Genomic DNA, 21,488 nt, shown 5'->3' with positions numbered 1-21,488 from the left:
TTCACAGTGTACACACCATGGGAGGAATCGTCAATGAAAAATGAAATTTCAATCGGATTATTAGGTTTCGGGACAGTAGGGAGCGGCGTGGCGAAGATCATTCAGCAGCATCAGGAAGATCTTCAGCACAAACTCGGCGCAAAAGTCGCGATCCGGAAAGTGTTGGTACGTGATGCCGGGAAAGACCGGATATCGGACCTCGATCCGAATGTCTTCACGACAGATATTGAAGAAATCTTGAATGATTCTTCCCTTGATATAATCGTAGAAGTGATGGGCGGCATCGAAGGCGCCAGAGCGGCGATGGAACAGGCGTTAAAATCAGGCAAGCAGGTCGTGACGGCCAATAAGGACGTCATGGCAGAATATGGCCATGATTTATTGAAATTGGCAGATGCCGAGAAATGCGACCTTTTCTATGAAGCGAGTGTAGCCGGCGGCATCCCGATCATCCGCACGCTAGAAGATGGCCTGGCTTCCGACCGCATCTCAAGCATGATGGGCATCGTCAATGGGACAACGAACTTTATCTTGACGAAAATGAAGCAGGAAAAGAAAAGCTATGAAGATGCACTTGCGGAAGCGACTGAACTTGGGTTTGCGGAAGCCGACCCGACAGCGGATGTCGGTGGCCTTGATGCAGCACGCAAAATGGTCATCTTGTCATCACTCGCTTATTCGACAGAAGTGAAGCTGGATGATGTCAATATCCGCGGAATGGATACGATCAAGGATGGCGATGTGGAGATGGGCGAGAGCTTGGGATATACGATGAAAATGGTCGGCTCTTCGACAAAAGATGAAGACGGAATCGACGTTTCGGTTGAACCGATTTTCCTGGCAAACAGCCATCCTTTGGCTTCGGTCAATAACGAATTCAATGCCGTTTACATCTACGGCGATGCGGTCGGTGAAACGATGCTTTACGGGCCGGGAGCAGGCTCATTGCCGACAGCGACATCCGTCGTATCCGATATCATTGCAGCTTGCAGGAATTTGCTTCTCGGCGTGAACGGAAAACGCGAACATGCAGCACAGCATGAACGTGTCATCAAGCCAGCGGATAAAAGCTGTTCAAAATATTTCCACCGCTTGTTGGTGGATGATGTCGTCGGGGTATTGTCCAAAGTGAGCGCCATTTACAGCAAACACGGCGCCAGTATCCAATCAATCGTACAGAATCCAGGAACAAATGAAACCGAAGGAAAAGCGGAGCTCATTTTAAAAACGCATGAAATTTCGCGCCAGCAGCATTTGGATGTCTTGAAAGAACTTGAAGGAATGGCAAGCCTGATCAGCCATTACCGCATTGAAGGGGAGGATGCAGCATGAGATGGCCTGGACTGATCGAACAATATAAAGAGTGGCTGCCGGTGACGGAAGCTACGCCTCAACTAACTTTGCAAGAAGGCAATACGCCGCTGATCCATCTCGAAAAGCTATCTGCTGATTGGGGCATCGAAGTCTACGCCAAAATTGAAGGCGCCAATCCTACCGGTTCTTTTAAAGATCGCGGCATGGTCATGGCAGTCGCTAAAGCGAAGGAAGAAGGCAAGAGCGTCCTCGTTTGTGCATCCACAGGAAACACATCGGCTTCGGCCGCTGCATACGGCGCAAGAGCGGGCATGCGGACGATTGTCGTCATTCCGGAAGGGCGCATTGCGCTTGGCAAGCTGGCGCAGGCGAAAATGTACGGCGCGGAAATTTTGGAGATCAAAGGCAATTTTGACGAAGCCTTGGAAATGGTCCGTGAAATCGGCAAATCCCCAGGCATCGCGCTCGTCAACTCAGTCAACCCGTACCGCTTAGAGGGCCAGAAGACCATCGCATTCGAAGTGATCGAACAGCTCGGGAAAGTGCCGGACCTGTTCGCGCTTCCTGTCGGCAATGCCGGCAATATTTCGGCCGCTTGGAAAGGCTTCACTGAATATGCAGAACGCACTGGCGAAAAACGCCCTGAACTGCTCGGTGTCCAGGCGGAAGGCGCTTCGCCGATCGTCCAGAACAAAGTCGTGGAGCAGCCTGAAACTGTCGCGACGGCAATCCGCATCGGCAACCCGGCGAGCTGGCAGTTGGCACTTAACGCACTTGATGAATCGAATGGCACAATCCTTGCGAGAAGCGATGATAAAATCCTCGAAGCTTACCAGTTGCTCGCTAAGACAGAAGGCGTCTTTGCGGAACCGGCATCCTGTGCATCGGTTGCCGGCCTAAAAAAACAAGTCGAAGACGGCCAAATCAAAAAAGGGTCGACTGTCGTCTGTGTATTGACAGGGAACGGTTTGAAAGACCCAGCGACAGCCATCGAAGTCAGCAAGCAAGACGGCATGCTCGAAGCGGCGAACATGGAACAGTTTTGGGAGGAGTTAAAAAAGGAGGTCAAAGTATGAGCGGTAAAGAGTTTTCGATAGCAGTACCTGCATCCACTGCCAACTTAGGCCCCGGATTCGATTCCATCGGCCTTGCCCTGGACCTCCATTTAAATATTCATGTATCGCCTGCAGATTCGTGGCAGCTTGACTATAAAACACCTGAATACGCCCATTTGTCCGGTGTTGAAGATAATTTGATCCTGCAAGCGGCTGAACGCACAGCTGCCGCTTACGGCAAAGAGTTGCCGGCAGCCAAATTGGAAATCGAAACGGATATCCCGCTCGGGCGGGGGCTCGGCAGCAGCGCTTCAGCTATTGCAGCAGGCATTGAATTGGCCAATCGTTTGCTCGATCTGCATATGTCCGGCCAGGAAAAAGTACAAATCGGTACAGAGATGGAAGGGCATCCGGATAATATCTCCGCTTCACTGCTCGGGGGACTGACAATTTCCTATTATGATGAAGAGCAGATCGAAACTGTGCACGTCGAACAAGTCGATATCGGGGTCGTGCTATTGATCCCCCAGGAGATTTTCCTGACAGAAGAGTCCAGAAGCCTTTTGCCCGAACAGCTTCGACACGCTGAAAGTGTACGTGGAAGTGCCGCAGCCAATGTGCTTTCTGCAGCGATGGTGCTTGGCGATTGGGAAAAAGCCGGTAAGCTCATGAGCAAAGATACGTTCCATCAGCCATATCGCCAAAATCGCTTCCCGGATTTCAAGGAAATCGGTGAAGCGTGCCGCGAGCTCGGCGCTTACGGATACGCAATCAGCGGAGCGGGCCCGTCCCTCTTCATCCCGGTCCGCGCTGGCGATGAACAACGCATCGCACAAGCGCTCGGCCAGCTATTCCCGCATTATGAAAGCATGGCAATGAAGCCGGCCTGTAGCGGCACCAAATCATATGAAACAGTGGCATAACAAAAAGCTCCGGATCCCTTGATCCGGAGCTTTTTCTGTATATTCTTCACAGTTTGATGGAGATGTATTTGGTTTCAAGAAATGCATCGAGGCCTTCCTGTCCGCCTTCACGGCCAACGCCGCTTTCTTTCATTCCGCCGAATGGAGCTTGTGCCGTAGAAGGCAGGCCATCATTCCAGCCGACGATGCCGTATTCGAGATTCTCGGCGATAAACGTACCGCGTGACATACTTTCAGTGAAGAAGTATGAAGCCAGGCCAAAGCGTGTGTCGTTTGCGAGCTTGACCGCTTCCTCGTCGGTTTTGAAGCTCATGATCGGCGCAACTGGCCCGAAAGTTTCTTCGTTCATGACGAGCATATCTTCTGTAGCATCAACGAGAACGGTCGGGTTGTAGAAGTAAGCATCGTTATCCGTCTGGCCGTCACCCCCGACTAGTACTTTTGCGCCTTTATCGACGGCGTCTTTTACGTGGCGCTCTACTTTTTCGTATCCATCTTTGTCGACGAGCGGGCCGATATCCACTCCGTCTTCGAGGCCATTGCCGACTTTCAATTGGCCGGCTGCTTGCTTCAACTTCTCGGAAAATTCATCGACGATTCCTTCTTGGACGTAAATGCGGTTGCCGCATACGCAAGTCTGTCCGGCGTTGCGGAATTTTGACGCCATGACGCCTTCGACTGCTTTGTCGATATCTGCATCATCGAGCACGATGATCGGCGCGTGCCCGCCAAGTTCCAACGACAGGTTCAGCATCGTATCAGCGCCTTGTTTCATCAATTCCTTGCCGATTTCAGTCGAGCCGGTGAAAGTCAATTTGCGGACTGATGGATGGCTCGTAAACACTTTGCCGATTTGTGAGGCGCTGCCGGTCACCAGGTTAACGACGCCTTTCGGGAATCCAGCTTCCTCCGCGAGCTCAAACATGCGGACGGCTGTGAGCGGCGTCATTTTCGCCGGTTTCGAGACGAAGGTACAGCCGGCTGCGAGGGCAGGCGCCATTTTCCGTGCCATCATGGCCGCAGGGAAATTCCAAGGTGTGATGGACGCGACGACCCCTACTGGCTGCTTGTTGATTTGGATGCGTTTGCCGTCTTTGCTCGCAGGGATGGTCCGGCCATAAACGCGTTTTCCTTCTTCCGCGAACCACGAAATGAACGAGGCGGAATATTCCACTTCACCGATCGCTTCTTTTAGCGGCTTGCCCATCTCCTTCGTCAAGATTTCCCCGACTTCTTCTTTGTGTTCCAATAGAAGATCATGCCATTTCATCAGTAATTCTGCTCGTTCATAAGCCGTCGTCTTCGACCAGGAAGGAAATGCCGCAGCTGCAGCTTCGACGGCTTCAGTCGCTTCCGATTCGCCGCCGTTGGGGACTGTGCCGACTTGTTCGCCGGTTGCGGGATTCATGACATTGATGGAATCGTTGCCTTTATCCGTCCACTCGCCATTTATATAATGTTTGCCGTTCATTCAAACTCCTCCTTAAATTATGCTTCTTGTAGTCAATACCTCACCTGGAAAATCTCTAAACTTGCGCAGAGGGAGGGCTGGTACTTGAAAAATTCAATAAAAAATAAATAATGGACTCAAAAAGTTCACGTCTTGAGAAATACGCAATATATCGCTATTGGTTGCGCTTACATTAAAATGAACGATTATTCAATTTAAAGTTATTTCGAAATAGTCTATAAATTTTATTTCCGAACTCGAAATTCTGTGCTACTATTGCTTAAAACTAATAAGCTTCTGAAAAAACTAAATAATGAATAATGTTTTGAAGCTGAGAGAGAGGAATGAACACTATGCCCCAAATGTTGGCCTTAGCCATTATGGCTTTCATCCTGTTTATCGGAGAACTGATCTCCATCCGCACCAAAGCTTGGATTCCATCGATTTTTGTAAGTGGGGTATTGTTCTTGATCGGGTATTGGACATTTTTCCCGGAAGATATCGTGACCATCGGGGGAATCCCGCCGGTTGTCGCCACTTTGCTGATTTATTTGCTGATCACGAATATGGGGACCTTATTGTCGCTGGATGAACTGAAAAAGCAGTGGCGCACGATTTTGATCGCCTTATCCGGAATCTTGGGGATTGTCGTCTTCTTGCTTGCGATCGGGACACTGTTGTTTGATTTTCAAACAGTTATCGTAGCCATCCCGCCACTTGTCGGGGGATTGGTATCGGCATTGATCATGTCGGAAGGGGCAACGGCTGCGGGGCTTCCGACGCTCGCCGTGTTCGCTATCGTCATTTATGTTATCCAGGGGTTTGCAGGCTATCCACTGACTTCTGTCATGCTAAAAAGAGAAGGGCGCAACTTGCTGCAGAAATACCGCAATAATGAACTGACGGATTACGCACCTTTAGCAGCAGGAACGGCTGAAGAAAAAGTCCAGGACGAAAAACCGAAGCTGTTTGCGGCCTTGCCGGAGAAATACAATACCGATTTCTTCAAATTCTTCCGTCTTGCTTTAGTCGGATATGCTGCGTATCTTGTCTCAACATTGGCTGCGCCGATTGTGGAAATCAGCCCATATGTATTGTGCTTATTGTTCGGGGTATTAGCGCGTTCGATCGGATTCTTGGAGCGCCACCCGCTGCAAAAGGCAAATGGCTTCGGCTTTGCAATTATGGCTTTGCTGCTATTCATCTTCGATGGGTTGAAAACGGCGACACCTCAAATGATGCTGGAAATTCTCTATCCGTTGATTGGTTGCATCATTATCGGGCTTGTCGGGATGTACATCTTTTCATTCATCATCGGGAAGATCCTCAAAGTCAGCAAAGAAATGGCGTTCGCTTGCTCGTTGACGGCACTTTACGGATTCCCGGCAGATTATATCATCACTGTTGAAGTGATCAATGCATTGACGCAGGACGAAAAAGAACGCGAAATGCTGACTAGCCGCATGCTGCCGCCGATGCTCGTCGCTGGATTCATTACGGTCACCATCGTCTCGGTCATCTTGGCAGGAATCTTTGTCGGATTCCTGTAAACATCATTTAGGAGGGTTTTGCAGTGATACTTGAAGCAATCAAAAAAGAAATAGCAAATCATGCCGGGGAATTGATTGATATCCGGAGAAAATTGCATAGCGAACCAGAACTGTCTTGGGAAGAGTATGAAACAACGGAATACGTTTTTAACTATTTGACCGAACTTGGGATCTACTGCCGCAAAACCGAACCGACCGGTGTCATTGGTGAGTTAGTTGGCGCAAAACCCGGAAAGACGGTGGCGCTGCGGGCAGACATGGACGCTTTGTCTGTCGAAGAGCTCACTTCGGATTTGCCGTACCGTTCCAAAGAACAAGGGAAAATGCATGCTTGTGGGCATGATGCCCATACAGCGATGTTGTTAATTGCCGCAAAAGCGCTCGTTTCGGTCAAAGACCAGCTCGAGGGTACGGTCAGGTTCTTGTTTCAGCCAGCGGAAGAAGTGGCGACAGGCGCACGGGAAATGGTCCGACAAGGCGCGATGGAAGGCGTTGATAATGTATTCGGCATGCATATCTGGTCACAAAGCCCGACTGGGAGGGTGTCTTGCACAGCAGGTCCATCATTCGCGTCTGCTGATATTTTCAATATTCGATTCACAGGGCGCGGTGGGCACGGTGCCATGCCGCAAGCGTGCATCGATGCATCGGTCATGGCTTCTTCATTCGTCATGAACGTACAATCAATTGTTTCGAGAACGGTTGATCCAAAGCAGCCTGCAGTTGTTACCGTCGGCAAGATGACGGTCGGCACGCGCTTTAATGTTATTGCAGAAAATGCACTTATTGAAGGCACGGTTCGCTGTTTCGATCCGGAAGTGCGCGACCATATCGAAAAGCAGCTCGAAGTATATGCCAGAAACACTGCCGAGCTCTATGGGGGAACTGCTGAACTCGAATATATCCGCGGCACGCAGGCGGTCATCAATGAAGCTGAAAGCGCACAGTTGGCCCGTGCAGTTGCAGCGGAAGCTTTCGGGGAAGATGTTTTGTACCATGAAGAGCCGACGATGGGCGGAGAAGATTTCTCATTCTTTTTGGACAAAGCACCTGGCTGTTTCGCATTGGTCGGAGCGGGGAATCCAGAAAAAGATACGGAGTGGGCGCATCACCATGGTCGGTTCAATATCGATGAAGAGGCACTTTCCACCGGTGCGGAATTATATGCACAATACGCTTATTCTTACTTGAATAGAAAATAATCGAATCGATGGAGGGGCTTATGGGAAATAGTGCATTATACGAAGACTTGATCAAGGGATACGATAAACAATTGGACCATTCGGGAGTCAGCGGGGAACGCCTTGCAAAACGCTTGCATGCCTTGTCGGAAATCGGCTATACCGAACCCGGCGGAATCAAACGCCCGGGGTTATCCAATGAAGAAAAACAAGCTAAGCAATTGGTCAGATCCTGGATGGAAGAGGCTGGGCTTAGCGTGAGGGAAGACGGTGCCGGAAATGTTTTCGGTTCTTTACCGGGACGCTCGGCTGGGCCGGCCATCGCGTCCGGGTCTCATGTCGACAGCGTACCGAATGGCGGCAATTTTGACGGCCCGCTTGGGGTGCTATCTGCGCTAGAAGTAGTTGAAGCCTGGAAGTCAGTCGGTTTTGTTCCTGAAAAACCCTATGAAGTGGTAATTTTCACCGACGAGGAAGGCTCAAGATTCAATAGCGGCCTGACCGGGAGCCGAGCGATGACGGGTGATATTACCGAACAAGAGATGAATCAATTGCGGGATTACAACGGAGAAGGCTTGGAACAAGTTCTTGACACCTACGGAAGTTCTCTAGATGGGTTCCGCAAGTCGGTTAGGAATTTGTCGGAGCTGGAATTGTTTGCAGAAGTGCATATCGAGCAAGGCAAAAAACTGGAACAAGAAAACCAGCCGGTTGGCATCGTCAGCGGAATCGCCGGCCCCGCCTGGATGGAAGTGAAGTTTTCAGGTCAGGCAGGACATGCCGGCAATACGCCGATGATCGGCAGAACGGATAGTTTGGTCGCAGCCGGTGAATTCGTCAGCCGCTTGCCACAGCTTCCTCCAGCGATTAGTGAGACGGCGGTGGCGACGGTCGGCAAGCTGGACGTATCGCCAAATGGCATTAATGTCATTCCGGAGCAGGTCGTGCTGCATGTCGATGCGCGCGACATTCATAAAGAACCGCGGGATATGCTTGTAGAACGCATTCGAAGCCTGGCAGAAGAAGTAGCTGACAAGCATGGAGTTAGTGTTTCGCTCCAGCAAAATACGAGCATCACTCCTGTGCCGATAGCAGAGGAATTGCAGCAGGAAATTGCGGCGGTATTGGAGGAGCAGGGAATCGTACCGGTGCGGATACCGAGCGGTGCGGGCCATGACGCCATGATCGTCGGACGCCATATTCCGGTTGCGATGCTGTTTGTCCGCAGCAAAGACGGCATCAGCCACAATCCTAAAGAGTGGTCGTCCTTGTCTGATTGCGTTCACGGGGTTCACGCTTTAAAAGCATTCATCGAATCGAGAATGGCAAAATCATAAGCAATTTTTTCGGAAGACAGGGGAGATGCCTCTGTCTTTTTTTTAGTATAAATGTATTTGAAAAATATGGATGTAGAGATCCTTATTATGGAATTATCAGGTTAAATTGATATAGAGTGTATATTTACCGGTAAATCGGGTATATAGAATGCAAGGAATGATATTAAAACCTGTACGGAGGTGATGAACGTGAAAGCAGTTGAGAATAATGCTTCTAATAATGCACGCCCGTTTTCCGAAGAGAAAATCTTGAAGGAATGCCGTCACTATTTTTCATCTGAAACTGCTCGAACAGCAGAAATCGCTGAAAGATTCATGGAGTACTTCATTAGGAATGCTTCGTCGGAAGGTGTACTTTTCAAGACGATCAAAGAAATCACCCACGACTTGAATATTTCTCACCAAACCTTGACCAAAGTCCTGAAACGGCTCGAGGAAGAAGAGATTATCTATAGAAGAAACGGTATCATCGGTTTGTGGCAGGAATAATTTCAGCGACCTAGAAGAATCAGCTTAGCGAAGACTGGCGGATATTCCGCCGGTCTTTTTCTTATGGCTATATTTTTTGAAGTGGGTACAAAAAACCTAGTCCACCGAGAAGGCATTTTTTATTTAAATGAACATATAAGACTATTTTATTTATAGTTGAATTAAATATTGGAACAGATACAGCCTATTTGCTTATATTTATTAATATTTTTTATGAAAATCCGCTTAAAAGTGTAGAATGAACCAAAGAAGTGTGATATAAAGGTACTATAATAATCTGAATTTTTAGATAGGAAGTTCGATAATGTCTTAACGAGGAGGATGGGGAATGGGGAAACAACTAATTGGGCGCCGGCTGTTAGCGTGCGTCAGCAGGAATTTTGTGCTGGTAGCCGGTACAACTGTATCAACGGTCTTTGCCGTATGGCTCGTGTCGGTCTTTGTTTACGAGCCCGAATACATGGCGACAAGCCAAGTGTTTGTCGAACCTTTTACATCCGAGACTATTCATGGGGAGACTTCAGCCACATCCGATTATCAAACTTTGGAAGCCTACCAAGTTTTGGCGAAAAGCCCTGCTGTACTGTCCCAAGTGCTTGAACGCACAGGCAGCGAGTATTCGATGGCAGATCTTCATCATCGCATAGCCATCAACCGGCCGGAAAACTCACAAGTCCTTAACATCGTTGTCTCGGCTGGGGAAAAAAATGAAGCTGCTAAAATAGCAAATGCCATAGCTTTCAGCTTGCAAGAGGAAGTGAAGCATCTGTTGAAAGTGGACAATGTGAGCGTCATCTTGAAAGCTGGCACTTCTCAAAATGCGCTTGAAGAGAATAGCAGTTTGAGTATCCTGTTATCGTTAGCGGCAATTGCAGGCTTGGTGGCGGGAATCCTGCTGAGCCTGACATTTGAGTTATTCGGTTTTGTTAGACGATATGCTCAATTTGGAAGAAGAAAGAACGCACATTTACAGACCGTCTTCAAATAAGCAGTAGTTAAAGCAGGGGTGAGAGTATGTACAAGCTGGTTTCCATCCAAGAGCATATCAAATGGCAGGAAATACTTGATGCCTTAGACATACAGGATATTTACTACACGACACAATACTTTCTGAGTGCCCTTAAATTGGATCCTGGAGAAGCTTACCTCTTTTATTTTCGATGCGAAGACGGGGAAGTGGCATATCCTTTCATCAAAAGAAAAGTGAACGAAGAAATGCCGCAGTATTATGATATTGCAACACCGTTTGGCTATGGTGGGCCGGTGCTGAACATACGATCCGACAGCGCATCGCTAGTAGCCAATTTCAGGAAGGAATTCATCGATTTCTGTGAAAACGAACGGATTGTCGCTGAGTTCATCCGGTTTCACCCTTCCAGGGGAAATGCAGAGTTCTTCAAAAACTATATGCAATTATTGCCTTTGTACGAAACTTATTCGATTGATTTGAAAAAGTGGCAAAATCCTTTTGTGCAAGGTAAACCAACTTCGCCTGAAGTAGAGGTTCGAAAGTTAGGGACTGTCCGCCATATGTTCGAATTTCTTGTCCTTTATTACTCGAATGCCCGAAGACGGGAAGAGGCTGATAGTTATTATTTTTTCACCAATGACTATTTTGAAGCCTTAGTCAGCACGCTCGGCCCAAACCTTCATTTGTTCGGAGCGTATAGAGAAGAAAAATTGGTATCCGCCTGCTATGTCTTGGCGATGGGCAAGACTGTTCATTTTCACTTAGAAGGCAATTTACCAGAGGAGAAAAAGCACAAGGCGGATCATGAGCTACTGGCTAAAGTTGCTGAATGGAGTTTGGATAATTATTATGAAGAGTTCCATTTAGGAGGAAGCTTGGACAGTGAATTGGGAGATGCGAAACGGGCGATTGCCAATATGCAGCCATCCACTTTCTTTATTGGCAGGTACATCCATAAACAAAAGATATACGACCAATTCATTTCTTTGGACGATGAAGACATCATCCGACGCTACCGCAATATTTGAAACGTACTCAAAAAATACAGGGGGGTATACTAAATGAGATATACGCAATATAAAGGGGTAGTGGAACGGGAATATAAGAAATCGTTGCGCAAAATCATGTACGAATTATGCGTTGTGGAAGAAATGGATTCTGTAAATGGGGCGCTGCGCCTCGGCGTGGCGAAAACGATCTTCGAATACTGGCGCAATTTCTACCGATACGATGATCACCAGCGCTTATTCGACGAGAAAGTACAGGAGCTTGACAAAATGCATTTTCTTTACGTAAATGAAGGAAAGAAGGAAACTCCTCAACAACCGTTAAAATACGCTGATGAATCCAGTTTGGATGGCTTCAAGGAACAAGTGGAAAAAATGGGTGCTTATTACCGTCAAGTGCATGCTGAAAGCTACGGATTGGCTGTGGAAGCTTCCAATTTGCCCTTGATTGAATTTGTAGAAGAGTTGATTCAGCGATATGAGGAAGGCGAGTTGCTTGAGGAAATCAAGAAACATTCACAGAATGCCAAAAAGGGGTAGTTATTGAGCAATGCAGCCATTTACAAAGAAAGCGATCGAGGTCATGAAAAGCATACCGAAAGGAAAAGTGATGTCTTACGGGCAAGTAGCCCGTACAGCCGGAAGCCCTCGTTCTGCCCGTCAAGTGGCAAGGATCCTTCATAGTATGAGTGAAACGCAAGATATTCCGTGGCACAGAATCGTCAATGCAAAAGGCGAAATTGCCATAAAGGATGGGGAAGGACGGTTCACCCAAAAGTTGCTTTTGGAAGAAGAAGGTCTTTGTTTTGAGGAAGAAGGAAAAGTAGCTTTGAGCCGCTACCAACATTTTCCGGAGCTGTAAGCAAGAAAATGTAAGTTTATCTTACGCCTTATAAAGGGTATAAACCTGCATTGACTAATTTTTGTTGCAGAAATGGGGAATTAATAGTGGCTACAGAAAACAAACCGGTTATTGGAATTACGGCTCGTGTCGAAGAGGATCAAATGTATTCGTTGGATCCCGTCTATGCAAAAGCCATCCTACAGGCAGGCGGATTGCCTCTGATCGTCCCGATTGTGGATGAGGAAGACATTCCGCTTCTTTGCGAGCGATTGGATGGATTGATTGTGACAGGAGGAGGGGACATCAACCCGAATATTTACGGGGAAGAGCCTCATATCCGTTTAGGTGCCGTTTATCCGGGCAGTGATAAGTATGAGGAAGAACTTATCTTGAATTTCCTGAAACTGGATAAACCGTTTATGGGAATGTGCCGAGGCATGCAAATGTTCAATGTTGCGTTTGGTGGAACCGTTTATCAAGACTTGGAATCTCAATACGAAGGGACGCTTTATCAGCACAAGCAAATGGCTATGCGGACACACCGTACGCATTCCGTGAAATTAGAAGAAGACAGCTTGCTTTATAAAATCATGAAAGAAAAAGAGTTTCATGTGAATTCTTTCCACCACCAAGGCGTCAAAGATGTGGCGGAAGGACTGGAAGTAGCTGGCCGTGCGGCAGACGGGCTTGTAGAAGCATTGCAGAGCCCGAACCATCAATTTGCGATGGGCATCCAATGGCATCCTGAAGAGTTTGCGCTGCAAGGCGATGAAGCTTCATGCAATATTTTTTCCTACTTCGTCAATGAGTGCCTGATTGATAAAAAACAGAATCAATAAGAATTGACGTTGGGGGCTGCCCCGGCGTTTTTCTTATATAGCAGCAAGAAACCCGCCCTCCGTATTGGGAGAGCGGGTTAAAAATGTAATGATTAAATTATGCTTTCGGGTTGACGGACCAAGGCTCAGGTACGCGGGCTTTAGCAGCGAATTGGTCTTCAACGGACCAAGGCTCAGGTACGCGGGCTTTAGCAGCGAATTGGTCTTCAACGGACCAAGGCTCAGGTACGCGGGCTTTAGCGGCGAATTGGTCTTCGACGGACCAAGGCTCAGGTACGCGAGCCTTAGCAGCTAAGTCTTCGGAGTCTGATAATATGTTGAATGCTGGCAACGTACTTAATACAATTGTAGATACAAATAAAATTACAGTGCTTTTTCTCATTCTTTATCACTCCCATTTAATATTAAGTACTTCTTTGTACGCATCTCTAGATTTTTCTGTTATTTCAGCAGACTCTTTATACCGACCTTGTCTGAAATACATTTTACCCAAATATCCTAAATAATATCCCAAATCATGAAAACTATTTGAATTAGTAAAACTATTGATTAATTTATTTAATATAATTTCTTCAAATTTATCATCTTCATCATCTAATAAATAAGTTAATGCTACAAATTCCATGTAAGCGTCTTTAAAAATAGCATTTGACGGTGAATCTATTCGCAGTTCTTTAGCCTTAACAAGTTGTTGTCCAACTGCTGCTATTTCTTTAGCTTTAGATTTATCACCCAGTTCTAAGTGACTTTTAATCAAAACACAGTGTGCAGAAATGCTATCCGCTATATATTCATCAGGAATATACTTCAGTGAATTATTTAGATGCGGAATAGCCAGTTCGTATTGCTGATATATAAAATACGAAAAACCTAAATTGTACTCCGTAGTAAACTTTAAAATATCAATATCCAATTTACTTCCTATAGTTAAAGCATTTTTATAATGTTCCATTGAAAGTCTATGGTTGCCGAATTGTTCATGAGTAATGGCAATATTTAGATGACACTCTACAATTCGTTTGGGGACGAATTCTTGTTGATAGATTTTTAATGCCATTTCTGAATATTTATAAGATAACTCATGTTCTTCGCATTTCGTGCTCGAAATTCCTATCGAATAATAAAGGTCTCCAAGTTCAGCTGGAGAAATCGATTTTGGTGCGATTCTCTCAGCAATCAGATAAGTCTTTAGAGCATTCTCATAATCATTCAAAATATAATTATAGTTACCATTATATTTGTGGTACAGATAATACTGTTCTTGATCCATAAACTCTTTGAAACGATCCATTTCTTTGATTTTCTTTTCTGCGCTTTCCAAGTCGCCCGTAATGATGAAGTAGCGGATTTGTTGGATATCGAATTCAAGTTCGACGTCTTCATCAGCGCGCAAAAGAGGGTGGTTGCAAATGTCCGCGTAATGCTCCATGATCTTGCCTTTGTTCTGAGGATGGAGCAATGAGTTTTTAAAGTTTTTCACTAGCACTTTGCCAATTGGGTTGTCTTTGGCAGCTAGCGGAATTTCAAGTTTTTTGCATAGTGATTCTAAGTCTTTTAGTGCGGGTTCTTTCAACCCAGCTTCAATTTTTTTCAGGTCTTTTGGAGAGAAAATGCCTGATGCAGTTTCTTCCATGCTGAAACGTTTTTTCAAGCGATGATATTTCAGTCGCATTCCTGTGTCCATGTCGACTCTCCTTTCCGTTTGCATGGGCAGTACTTCAATCATCCATGTAGGAGAGTTTATCTCCGCTTGGCCAGGCGGCCCTGACAAGCGTATATCCGATAGATTGTTTAGTACGATAATTACCGCCTCCACATCCACATTTTACTTTAATTACATATATTAAATCTATGATAGCATCAATTTTCAAAATAAACTGCTTTTTTATTTCGGTAACTCCTGTTTTGAGAAAAAAGGTAAAAAGTGCCTAACAGCTAAAATAATAGCCAAATCATTACAGTATTTGGACTTACTACTAGTCCTTTTGTTCTATCGGAATAATTTCGTGAAAGTTTAGATAAAGTAGGTTGAGGGGAAAGGAAGAGTATAGCAACAGCCAAATTAATCAAACGGGGGTATTATTATGAACTCATCAAATAAAAAAGTACTTGGAATTGTTTATTCTCAGGAAGATTTTGACCGTAAACTTAGCCAACTCAATGAACAGGGATATTCCGCAAATGAAATCCATGCGGTGGCTGAACATACGGATCAATTAAACGACCATCAAGTGGAAGTGGAAAAAGCCGGGTCTTTCGGGGATAAAATGAAGAGTTTCGTCACAGGAAAAAGCGCAGTCAAGGAATCCATTGATTCACTTGGCTTATCAGAAGCAGAGGCGCAGCGGTATACAGAAGATGTTGCTAAAGGCGGAATCCTGCTGTATGTAGAAGACGAAAGAAAAGGGATCATCGATGCGGTGAAGGAATCGGAAGGTGCGCCGGAACGTGAACCGACTGATGCAGAACGCCGTCAGTATATCCAGTCTGTCGATAATAATTATGATGAACAGGAAGACCGTTTCGCACGCGGCGAGACTTTCTTGCAAGATCCGACATTAGTGAAAGACGAGCGCCACGTATCATTTACGACGCAAGAGAAACCGGAAGTCGAAAAAGCACGGGGCGGCACAAGCAAAACAGAAGCACAAAGCACCAACGATAAAAAATATAAGTGATATGGTGGCCCCGGTCGTTTGAAGATCGGGGATTTATTTTATTCAATGAGGGTAGCTTAAGAGCCTGAAATATATTATATAGAAGGATTGAAATGTTTTAGTACCGATAAAGTGCGGGTAAACAGAAAGCAATACAAGTTAAATCAGGAGGTTTTATAAATGGTACAGACAAACCGTCAATTTGAAATTGTTTATTCACAGGATGAAATGGAACGAGCTTTGGAAGCATTGATCTCAAAAGGCTATCGCAATGAGGATATCCATGTGCTTGCAAACGATAAAAACTTGGTGAATGAAGCCCACGATCGTTATGGTGTAGATTCGCATAAAGCCAACTCTTTCGGCAACCGTATGAAAACCCTATTGACAGGGGAAGACAAAGCCCGCGCTAAATTGGATGAATTTGGCGTAGATCGCGACACAGCTGACCATTATGAGCGCGAAATTGAACGCGGTGCGGTTCTTTTGTATACGGATGGTGCACCTAGCGGGAATGCAGAAAGTGAGCATTTCTCTTCGCATTCTGACGACAACACCCCTATGGACCTGGAGGCAGATGGGCGCAATACAGCATTTGCGCCGTTTGGCCGCGATGTTGAACGGGACGGTAGAATGCATGATGATGAAAAGCTCATCGACAAAGACATCCAAAAGCATGAAGGGGGACACGATACGGGCGTTGAAGGCATCTACACAACCGATGCTACGCGCGAACAGACGAATAAATCCCAATTGCACAGCAAATCCCAGGATTCCCGTTTGAAAGGTGCTGAAATTCACCCGACCAGCGACCGTGAAAAGCCGTCGGAAGCTGAAAAGCCATCTGAAAAGCGCATGGAGCATGAGCCGAAACTGGGAGACCGAGACGGTGAAAAGGAATTGAACCGGGAAGATGGGGTGAACCGCCGGCAAGATGAACCTTCTCCGGGAGTGGATCCAAATCTTGGGCCAGCGCCGTTCGGCCGTGATTCAGAAGAAGAGCATCTAGCTGATACAGAGCGCCGTGACGATTTTGAATCTACGAAAAATCCTAGAGATGTGGATGATTTCCATAAAAATGTAGAGAAAAAGACCGGTACGCCACCGACGCCGCGTTTATTCTAAAAATAGAAGAAGGCCGGAGAAATATTATATTTCTCCGGCCTTCTTTTATGTCTGGATTATCGTTTGTGGGTGGTGCGCGCAATGATGATCCCAGCAAGCGTTCCGATGATTGCGGGAACAAGCCAGCCGATTCCTTGTTCATAAAATGGCAAGTAAGAGAAAATCTGCGTGATTGCGTTGAATTCAAAACCTGAACTCTTCAATGCATCAAAGACGCTTACAATACCTGTAAGCACAAGTGGAATGACATAGACGTATGATTTTTGGTAAAAGGAATGATCGAAAAACGATAGAATGACAATCACAATCGCAAGAGGATAGATGGCCAATAATACCGGCAATGAAATAGCGATCAATTGGGTCAGCCCAACATTCGCAATGACGGTCGAAAATCCAGCGAAAATGAATACATAGACCACATATGGCAATTGCGGGAAAATTTTATTGAAGAACTGGGAAGTCGCTGACACAAGCCCGATGGAAGTCGTCAGGCAGGCGAATGTGATCGCGGCAGCTAAAATGATGCCCCCAATTTCGCCGTACAGTACGCGTGAAGCGAGCGCAATGACTTCTCCGCCGTTCTCCTGCATGCCGATAGCTTCTACACTGGTCGCTCCGATATAGCTTAAGGATAGGTACACCAGTGACAAGCCGGCTGCCGCGATGAATCCCGCGTATGCCGTCGTTTTCAGGATGGTGTTCTTATCTTCAACGCCTTTCGCGCGGATGGATTGGATAATGACAATCCCGAATACGAGCGCGGCAATTGCGTCCATCGTCAAATAGCCTTGAAGGAAGCTTTCGAAAAACGCTTCTGTGTCATAATTTCCGACAGGCGCACCGATTGGTCCCATAGGCGTCAGGAAGCTTTTGACAGCTAAAAAGCCAATGACGACGATGAGAATCGGCGTCAGGATTTTACCGATGCGATCGACTAGTTTTGTCGGGTTCAATGCAAACAATACGGTGATGACAAAGAAAATGATCGTGAAGAGAAATAATGACCAAAACGATGATGCCATTTCAGCGGACAGAAAAGGCGCAGTGCCAATTTCGAAAGCGACAGTGGCTGTTCGGGGAATGCCAAAGAACGGACCGATAGCCAAATAGACGATCATCGTGAAGACGATGCCAAAGACCGGGTGTACCCGTCCGGCAATCGACTGCAGATCTCCGCCCGCTTTTGCGATGGCAAGTATGCCTAATAGCGGCAAACCGACGCCGGTCAGCAAAAAGCCGATGATGGCGGGAAGCAATTGCTCTCCTGCTAATTGTCCGAGATAGGGAGGGAAGATTAAATTTCCGGCACCGAGGAACAGCGCGAAAAGCATAAGGCCGATCGTTAAAGTTTCAAAGTTTGTAAGCGTTTTCTTGTTCATGGGAGTTCTCCTTCTAAATTAAACATAGTCGCACAAGAATTTATTATAACTGAATTCACGCAGTTATGAAAATTAAAATTTGGAAATAAAAAAGCCCGGCAAAATTGCCGGGTTCAATGTGCTTATTTATCTTTATTGAAGCCTTCCTTAAACTTGCCGACCGTATCCTGGACCTTGCCTTTTGTCTTATCGGATTTGCCTTCAGCCTGCAAGTCCGGGTTATCGGTCGCATTGCCGACCTGGTCTTTCAATTCGCCTTTGCCTTTGCTGACGGCACCTTTCACTTTATCTGAGAAACCTTCTTTATCAGCCATTTGAATGCCTCCTTTAGAATATCTTTACTCCCTATATTTCCTATCTTGAAGTTTATAAACCTTCTATATAAAAGATAAAAGCTCCCCGACGAAGGCATCGGGAAGCGTGAGTTTATGATTTTAATGGTTGTTCATTAAGTGTTTCTTTTGCTTTTTCCTTGACTGAAATGCATAAATCCTGGGCTGCTAACCGTTTTAACGTGGTCAAAGGGGTGGCTGCATTGGCGGCGACGCCTTTTCGGACTTCAGGATGTTGATCGAGTGATAAGTCTACAAGGAGCCCTTCACAATTGATGGAACGTGCAAGCTCTGCCCGTTTGAGATAATCCATTTTCAATACAGCTGCTTCATCATAAGGAGACCATTCTTTCTTCGATGCATAAAATAGAAGATTGCTGTCCATATTTCGCACTCCCGCTCAAATTAGTATGATATTCGTGATCCATGGGTTTATTATAGCATATTATGGATATAATACTATAAAAGTGCCTTTCAATTCTGAAAATTAACAAAAAAATTCATTGTCCGGTCCAAAAGCATCATGCACATAACTTATTGATGAAAAATATCGGAGAGCCGGAAACTTTTCTTTCCTGGAGACCGTCTATAACTAAAGGAAAGATAAAAATTGGTAACATATATCACTTCCTTTTTTTATCAGCCGTGCTATAATAATGATGGATATGTATGCAAAATGAGAGTTTTTTAAGGAGGAAGGACATGCTATACCTGACGCTGGTTGTGGCATTTATCGCTTCGATTCTCCTGACACCCCTTGTGAAGAGATTGGCATTTCGCATCGGGGCAGTGGATCGGCCTAATTACCGAAAAGTACACGCAAGGATCATGCCGCGTTTAGGCGGATTAGCCATATTCGGATCATTTTTGATCGCTTATCTTTTCCTTCAACCGAAGGATCCGGTTTCAGCTGCTTTTGAATCATCGCTGATCCCAATTGAAACAGCCATCATCATCGGTGCGTTTTTGATCATCGTGACGGGTGTCTTGGATGATATGCTCGAAATTACAGCAAAAGCCAAAATGCTCGGGCAACTGGCTGCGGCCGGCGTCGTCGTCATTGGCGGCGGGCTCGAAATTTCATTCATTAACTTGCCGTTCGGCGGCGTCTTGGATTTCGGCTACTTCAGCATCCCGCTGACGATCATTTGGATTGTCGGCATCACCAATGCCATCAACTTGATCGACGGGCTTGATGGTTTAGCCGCAGGGGTTTCCACCGTGGCGTTATTGACGCTGACGGCGATGGCCTTCATCATGGGCGATATTTTCGTCATGTCGACAGCTGCCATTCTTGCTGCTAGTTCTATCGGCTTCCTATTCTATAATTTCCACCCCGCGAAGATCTTCATGGGGGACACAGGGGCTTTGTTCCTTGGTTTCATGATTTCCGTACTCGCCTTGATGGGTTTCAAAAACGTGACAGTCGTTGCCTTGATCATCCCGATCATCATGCTCGGCGTGCCAATTTCGGATACCTTCTTTGCCATCGTGCGCCGCGTGCGTGAAAAGAAATCCATTTCAGAAGCAGATAAATCGCATTTGCACCATTGCTTGTTGAACATCGGATTTTCACATAGCCAGACCGTGCTGATCATTTATGGCATCTCCGCATTATTTGGACTTGCGGCTTTGCTATTTTCCCAAGCAACACTCTGGGGAGGCATCCTGTTGATCGGTGTCATGCTTCTGGCGATTGAATTGTTCGTCGAAGTGGTCGGGCTCGCAGGGAAGAATTACCGCCCATTGATCAATTTAGTTAGAATGATAGGGAAATAAAAAGTGGCTGCGGCCGCTTTTTATTTTAGGCAAAATAATTAAAGATACAAAAAAACTGGCAACCGCTATCGGTTGCCAGTTTTTTTATTCTTCTTCCTGATCTGATTCGGTGGCTGGAAAAGCCTGATCGGTGAGGTCTTCTTCATTCAAGGAAAGATTGGAAGTGTCCGGTTTTAAGCCGAGGTGGCTTTGGAGAATATCTTTCAATTCCTCAAGGGATTCTTCATCGGGCATGTAGTAGTAAATGCCTGTCGACATATCATCGTAACCTTGGACACTCATCGTCTCCACATCCGGTTTGCCGTTTTTCGCATATTCGAAGAATGCCTGCATATCGCGGAAACTCATATTGGTTTTCATATTGTCCCCGACTGCATCGATGACATTGCCGTATTTGGTAATGGATCCTGCTGACAAGGCTTTATCCATGATCGATTCAAGAATCATCTGCTGGCGCTTGCCTCGTTCAATATCATTGTCATAATAACGTGTTCTGGCCAAGGCCAAGGCTTCACTGCCGTTCAACTGCTGGATTCCCTCTTCCAATTCAATGGCGTTATGGGAATCCGTTTCATCTTTTTCTTTTAAATCATAAGGAACATCGGCTTTAATCCCGCCAAGTGCATTGACCACATCGACGAAGGCATCGAAGTTCATCGTCATGTAATAATCAACCGGTACATCGAGCAGGCCTTCGACACTTTCGATTGTGGAGCGCGGGCCGTTCAGTGCATAGGCGTGCGTGATCTTGTCTTCATAACCAGAGTCAGGAATGAAGGTATACGTATCACGCGGAATGCTGACGAGTTTGACGGATTTATCCTCGTTATTCAATGTAGCTAAAACCAACGCGTCGGACCTGATGTTATCGCTGCTTTGGTCTCTTGCGGCACTATCATCGATGCCGATGAACAAAATCGAGATATTATCGTTTAACGGTTCGACTTGTTCGTCGCGGAGATCGGATTTGTCGCGTCCATCCGCTGATTCATACGCATTGTTCGCAGCAAACTCGGCTTTTTTCACGAGCCAAATTCCAAAGGCGGATAAACTAATCAACAAGGAGACAGCCAGGATGGCAGAAATTTTGATGATCTTCCGCTGCCGGCTGGACTTTGCCTCCCGTTTCATTTTTCTACTCATTATAGTTGCTCCTCTAAAGGGGGATTATGTGCGGCTTTGGTAGTAGCCAAACACATGCAAGTGCCATTTCACTAATCTTAAGGACATAGTGAATTTACGAATTTTCATTTTTTT

At 46.1% G+C, this 21,488-nt stretch carries 22 protein-coding genes; 15 read left to right on the top strand and 7 right to left on the bottom strand.

Annotation, left to right across the window (positions count from 1 at the left end; genetic code table 11):
- The first annotated feature begins 33 nt into the window (after positions 1 to 33).
- The 3 genes from DFR62_RS02775 to thrB are packed head-to-tail and all read left to right on the top strand — an operon-like array spanning position 34 to position 3,292.
- Positions 34 to 1,332 carry a homoserine dehydrogenase gene (locus DFR62_RS02775; RefSeq protein ID WP_121297926.1) on the top strand — a complete coding sequence of 433 codons (1,299 nt, stop codon included), beginning with the start codon at positions 34 to 36 and terminating at the stop codon, positions 1,330 to 1,332.
- On the top strand, positions 1,329 to 2,390 hold the full coding sequence (thrC, locus tag DFR62_RS02770; RefSeq protein WP_121297925.1) for a threonine synthase: 1,062 nt from the start codon (positions 1,329 to 1,331) through the stop codon (positions 2,388 to 2,390). The genes DFR62_RS02775 and thrC overlap by 4 nt, the downstream gene beginning before the upstream one ends.
- Positions 2,387 to 3,292: a homoserine kinase gene (thrB, locus tag DFR62_RS02765; protein WP_121297924.1), complete on the top strand. Its 906-nt coding sequence runs from the start codon at positions 2,387 to 2,389 to the stop codon at positions 3,290 to 3,292. Before thrC ends, thrB begins: the two co-directional genes overlap by 4 nt.
- 46 nt (positions 3,293 to 3,338) lie before the next feature.
- Here the strand turns inward: thrB and DFR62_RS02760 are convergent, their stop codons facing one another.
- Complete coding sequence (locus DFR62_RS02760) at positions 3,339 to 4,763, bottom strand: NAD-dependent succinate-semialdehyde dehydrogenase (protein WP_121297923.1); 1,425 nt, start codon at positions 4,761 to 4,763, stop codon at positions 3,339 to 3,341.
- 332 nt (positions 4,764 to 5,095) lie between these two features.
- On the opposite strand from DFR62_RS02760, the gene DFR62_RS02755 reads away from it, so the two are divergent.
- The 9 genes from DFR62_RS02755 to DFR62_RS02715 all read left to right on the top strand — a co-directional run bounded on the left by DFR62_RS02755 (position 5,096) and on the right by DFR62_RS02715 (position 12,959).
- Entirely contained in the window at positions 5,096 to 6,292 is a 1,197-nt protein-coding gene (locus DFR62_RS02755; RefSeq protein WP_121297922.1) for a hypothetical protein, read from the top strand.
- A gap of 23 nt (positions 6,293 to 6,315) precedes the next feature.
- A complete protein-coding gene (locus DFR62_RS02750) occupies positions 6,316 to 7,494 on the top strand; it encodes an amidohydrolase (protein WP_121297921.1) in 1,179 nt (392 codons plus the stop codon).
- A gap of 20 nt (positions 7,495 to 7,514) precedes the next feature.
- Positions 7,515 to 8,810 (top strand): Zn-dependent hydrolase, encoded by a 1,296-nt coding sequence (locus DFR62_RS02745; protein WP_121297920.1) that lies wholly within the window; start codon positions 7,515 to 7,517, stop codon positions 8,808 to 8,810.
- Between the two features lie 189 nt (positions 8,811 to 8,999).
- Positions 9,000 to 9,299 (top strand): MarR family transcriptional regulator, encoded by a 300-nt coding sequence (locus DFR62_RS02740; RefSeq protein ID WP_058383334.1) that lies wholly within the window; start codon positions 9,000 to 9,002, stop codon positions 9,297 to 9,299.
- 328 nt (positions 9,300 to 9,627) lie between these two features.
- Complete coding sequence (locus tag DFR62_RS02735; protein ID WP_121297919.1) at positions 9,628 to 10,287, top strand: YveK family protein; 660 nt, start codon at positions 9,628 to 9,630, stop codon at positions 10,285 to 10,287.
- Between the two features lie 26 nt (positions 10,288 to 10,313).
- Positions 10,314 to 11,297, top strand: coding sequence for a GNAT family N-acetyltransferase (locus DFR62_RS02730; RefSeq protein WP_121297918.1), 984 nt, complete (start codon positions 10,314 to 10,316; stop codon positions 11,295 to 11,297).
- 33 nt (positions 11,298 to 11,330) lie between these two features.
- Complete coding sequence (locus DFR62_RS02725) at positions 11,331 to 11,816, top strand: hypothetical protein (RefSeq protein WP_121297917.1); 486 nt, start codon at positions 11,331 to 11,333, stop codon at positions 11,814 to 11,816.
- 10 nt (positions 11,817 to 11,826) lie between these two features.
- The gene (locus tag DFR62_RS02720; protein WP_121297916.1) at positions 11,827 to 12,138 is read left to right on the top strand and encodes an MGMT family protein; all 312 of its coding nucleotides are present in this window, start codon (positions 11,827 to 11,829) and stop codon (positions 12,136 to 12,138) included.
- Positions 12,139 to 12,224: 86 nt separating this feature from the next.
- Positions 12,225 to 12,959, top strand: a complete 735-nt coding sequence (locus DFR62_RS02715; RefSeq protein WP_121297915.1) for a gamma-glutamyl-gamma-aminobutyrate hydrolase family protein — start codon at positions 12,225 to 12,227, stop codon at positions 12,957 to 12,959.
- A gap of 97 nt (positions 12,960 to 13,056) precedes the next feature.
- On the opposite strand, the gene DFR62_RS02710 is transcribed toward DFR62_RS02715, so the two are convergent.
- The gene (locus tag DFR62_RS02710) at positions 13,057 to 13,341 is read right to left on the bottom strand and encodes a hypothetical protein (RefSeq protein ID WP_121297914.1); all 285 of its coding nucleotides are present in this window, start codon (positions 13,339 to 13,341) and stop codon (positions 13,057 to 13,059) included.
- A 6-nt stretch (positions 13,342 to 13,347) separates the two neighbouring features.
- Positions 13,348 to 14,643, bottom strand: a complete 1,296-nt coding sequence (locus DFR62_RS02705; protein WP_121297913.1) for a tetratricopeptide repeat protein — start codon at positions 14,641 to 14,643, stop codon at positions 13,348 to 13,350.
- A gap of 400 nt (positions 14,644 to 15,043) precedes the next feature.
- On the opposite strand from DFR62_RS02705, the gene DFR62_RS02700 reads away from it, so the two are divergent.
- Positions 15,044 to 15,637 carry a general stress protein gene (locus DFR62_RS02700; RefSeq protein WP_121297912.1) on the top strand — a complete coding sequence of 198 codons (594 nt, stop codon included), beginning with the start codon at positions 15,044 to 15,046 and terminating at the stop codon, positions 15,635 to 15,637.
- Positions 15,638 to 15,796: 159 nt separating this feature from the next.
- Entirely contained in the window at positions 15,797 to 16,741 is a 945-nt protein-coding gene (locus tag DFR62_RS02695) for a YflT domain-containing protein (protein WP_121297911.1), read from the top strand.
- A 56-nt stretch (positions 16,742 to 16,797) separates the two neighbouring features.
- On the opposite strand, the gene brnQ is transcribed toward DFR62_RS02695, so the two are convergent.
- From brnQ to DFR62_RS02680, 3 genes are all read right to left on the bottom strand, one after another.
- Positions 16,798 to 18,120, bottom strand: coding sequence for a branched-chain amino acid transport system II carrier protein (gene brnQ, locus DFR62_RS02690; protein WP_121297910.1), 1,323 nt, complete (start codon positions 18,118 to 18,120; stop codon positions 16,798 to 16,800).
- 122 nt (positions 18,121 to 18,242) lie between these two features.
- Positions 18,243 to 18,434: a CsbD family protein gene (locus DFR62_RS02685; RefSeq protein WP_121297909.1), complete on the bottom strand. Its 192-nt coding sequence runs from the start codon at positions 18,432 to 18,434 to the stop codon at positions 18,243 to 18,245.
- Positions 18,435 to 18,546: 112 nt separating this feature from the next.
- A complete protein-coding gene (locus tag DFR62_RS02680; protein WP_121297908.1) occupies positions 18,547 to 18,837 on the bottom strand; it encodes a hypothetical protein in 291 nt (96 codons plus the stop codon).
- 317 nt (positions 18,838 to 19,154) lie between these two features.
- Here DFR62_RS02680 and DFR62_RS02675 point away from each other — a divergent pair, with 317 nt between their 5' ends.
- Positions 19,155 to 20,231 carry a glycosyltransferase family 4 protein gene (locus DFR62_RS02675; protein ID WP_101805151.1) on the top strand — a complete coding sequence of 359 codons (1,077 nt, stop codon included), beginning with the start codon at positions 19,155 to 19,157 and terminating at the stop codon, positions 20,229 to 20,231.
- 84 nt (positions 20,232 to 20,315) lie between these two features.
- On the opposite strand, the gene DFR62_RS02670 is transcribed toward DFR62_RS02675, so the two are convergent.
- Positions 20,316 to 21,374, bottom strand: coding sequence for an LCP family protein (locus tag DFR62_RS02670; protein ID WP_121297907.1), 1,059 nt, complete (start codon positions 21,372 to 21,374; stop codon positions 20,316 to 20,318).
- Between the last annotated feature and the right edge of the window lie 114 nt (positions 21,375 to 21,488).

Origin of the sequence: Planococcus citreus, assembly GCF_003664125.1 — a bacterium.
Lineage (GTDB): Bacteria > Bacillota > Bacilli > Bacillales_A > Planococcaceae > Planococcus > Planococcus citreus.
The sequence above is the reverse complement of the archived record's forward strand: the minus strand, read 5'-3'. Positions and strand labels throughout refer to the sequence as shown.

What these genes read in the sequence shown, in the direction of transcription:
- DFR62_RS02775 (WP_121297926.1), top strand. Translation starts at nt 34, where the DNA reads ATGAAAAATGAAATTTCAATCGGATTATTAGGTTTCGGGACAGTAGGG.
- thrC (WP_121297925.1), top strand. Translation starts at nt 1,329, where the DNA reads ATGAGATGGCCTGGACTGATCGAACAATATAAAGAGTGGCTGCCGGTG.
- thrB (WP_121297924.1), top strand. Translation starts at nt 2,387, where the DNA reads ATGAGCGGTAAAGAGTTTTCGATAGCAGTACCTGCATCCACTGCCAAC.
- DFR62_RS02760 (WP_121297923.1), bottom strand. Translation starts at nt 4,763, where the DNA reads ATGAACGGCAAACATTATATAAATGGCGAGTGGACGGATAAAGGCAAC.
- DFR62_RS02755 (WP_121297922.1), top strand. Translation starts at nt 5,096, where the DNA reads ATGCCCCAAATGTTGGCCTTAGCCATTATGGCTTTCATCCTGTTTATC.
- DFR62_RS02745 (WP_121297920.1), top strand. Translation starts at nt 7,515, where the DNA reads ATGGGAAATAGTGCATTATACGAAGACTTGATCAAGGGATACGATAAA.
- DFR62_RS02735 (WP_121297919.1), top strand. Translation starts at nt 9,628, where the DNA reads ATGGGGAAACAACTAATTGGGCGCCGGCTGTTAGCGTGCGTCAGCAGG.
- DFR62_RS02730 (WP_121297918.1), top strand. Translation starts at nt 10,314, where the DNA reads ATGTACAAGCTGGTTTCCATCCAAGAGCATATCAAATGGCAGGAAATA.
- DFR62_RS02725 (WP_121297917.1), top strand. Translation starts at nt 11,331, where the DNA reads ATGAGATATACGCAATATAAAGGGGTAGTGGAACGGGAATATAAGAAA.
- DFR62_RS02720 (WP_121297916.1), top strand. Translation starts at nt 11,827, where the DNA reads ATGCAGCCATTTACAAAGAAAGCGATCGAGGTCATGAAAAGCATACCG.
- DFR62_RS02710 (WP_121297914.1), bottom strand. Translation starts at nt 13,341, where the DNA reads ATGAGAAAAAGCACTGTAATTTTATTTGTATCTACAATTGTATTAAGT.
- DFR62_RS02705 (WP_121297913.1), bottom strand. Translation starts at nt 14,643, where the DNA reads ATGGACACAGGAATGCGACTGAAATATCATCGCTTGAAAAAACGTTTC.
- DFR62_RS02700 (WP_121297912.1), top strand. Translation starts at nt 15,044, where the DNA reads ATGAACTCATCAAATAAAAAAGTACTTGGAATTGTTTATTCTCAGGAA.
- DFR62_RS02695 (WP_121297911.1), top strand. Translation starts at nt 15,797, where the DNA reads ATGGTACAGACAAACCGTCAATTTGAAATTGTTTATTCACAGGATGAA.
- brnQ (WP_121297910.1), bottom strand. Translation starts at nt 18,120, where the DNA reads ATGAACAAGAAAACGCTTACAAACTTTGAAACTTTAACGATCGGCCTT.
- DFR62_RS02685 (WP_121297909.1), bottom strand. Translation starts at nt 18,434, where the DNA reads ATGGCTGATAAAGAAGGTTTCTCAGATAAAGTGAAAGGTGCCGTCAGC.
- DFR62_RS02680 (WP_121297908.1), bottom strand. Translation starts at nt 18,837, where the DNA reads ATGGACAGCAATCTTCTATTTTATGCATCGAAGAAAGAATGGTCTCCT.
- DFR62_RS02675 (WP_101805151.1), top strand. Translation starts at nt 19,155, where the DNA reads ATGCTATACCTGACGCTGGTTGTGGCATTTATCGCTTCGATTCTCCTG.
- DFR62_RS02670 (WP_121297907.1), bottom strand. Translation starts at nt 21,374, where the DNA reads ATGAGTAGAAAAATGAAACGGGAGGCAAAGTCCAGCCGGCAGCGGAAG.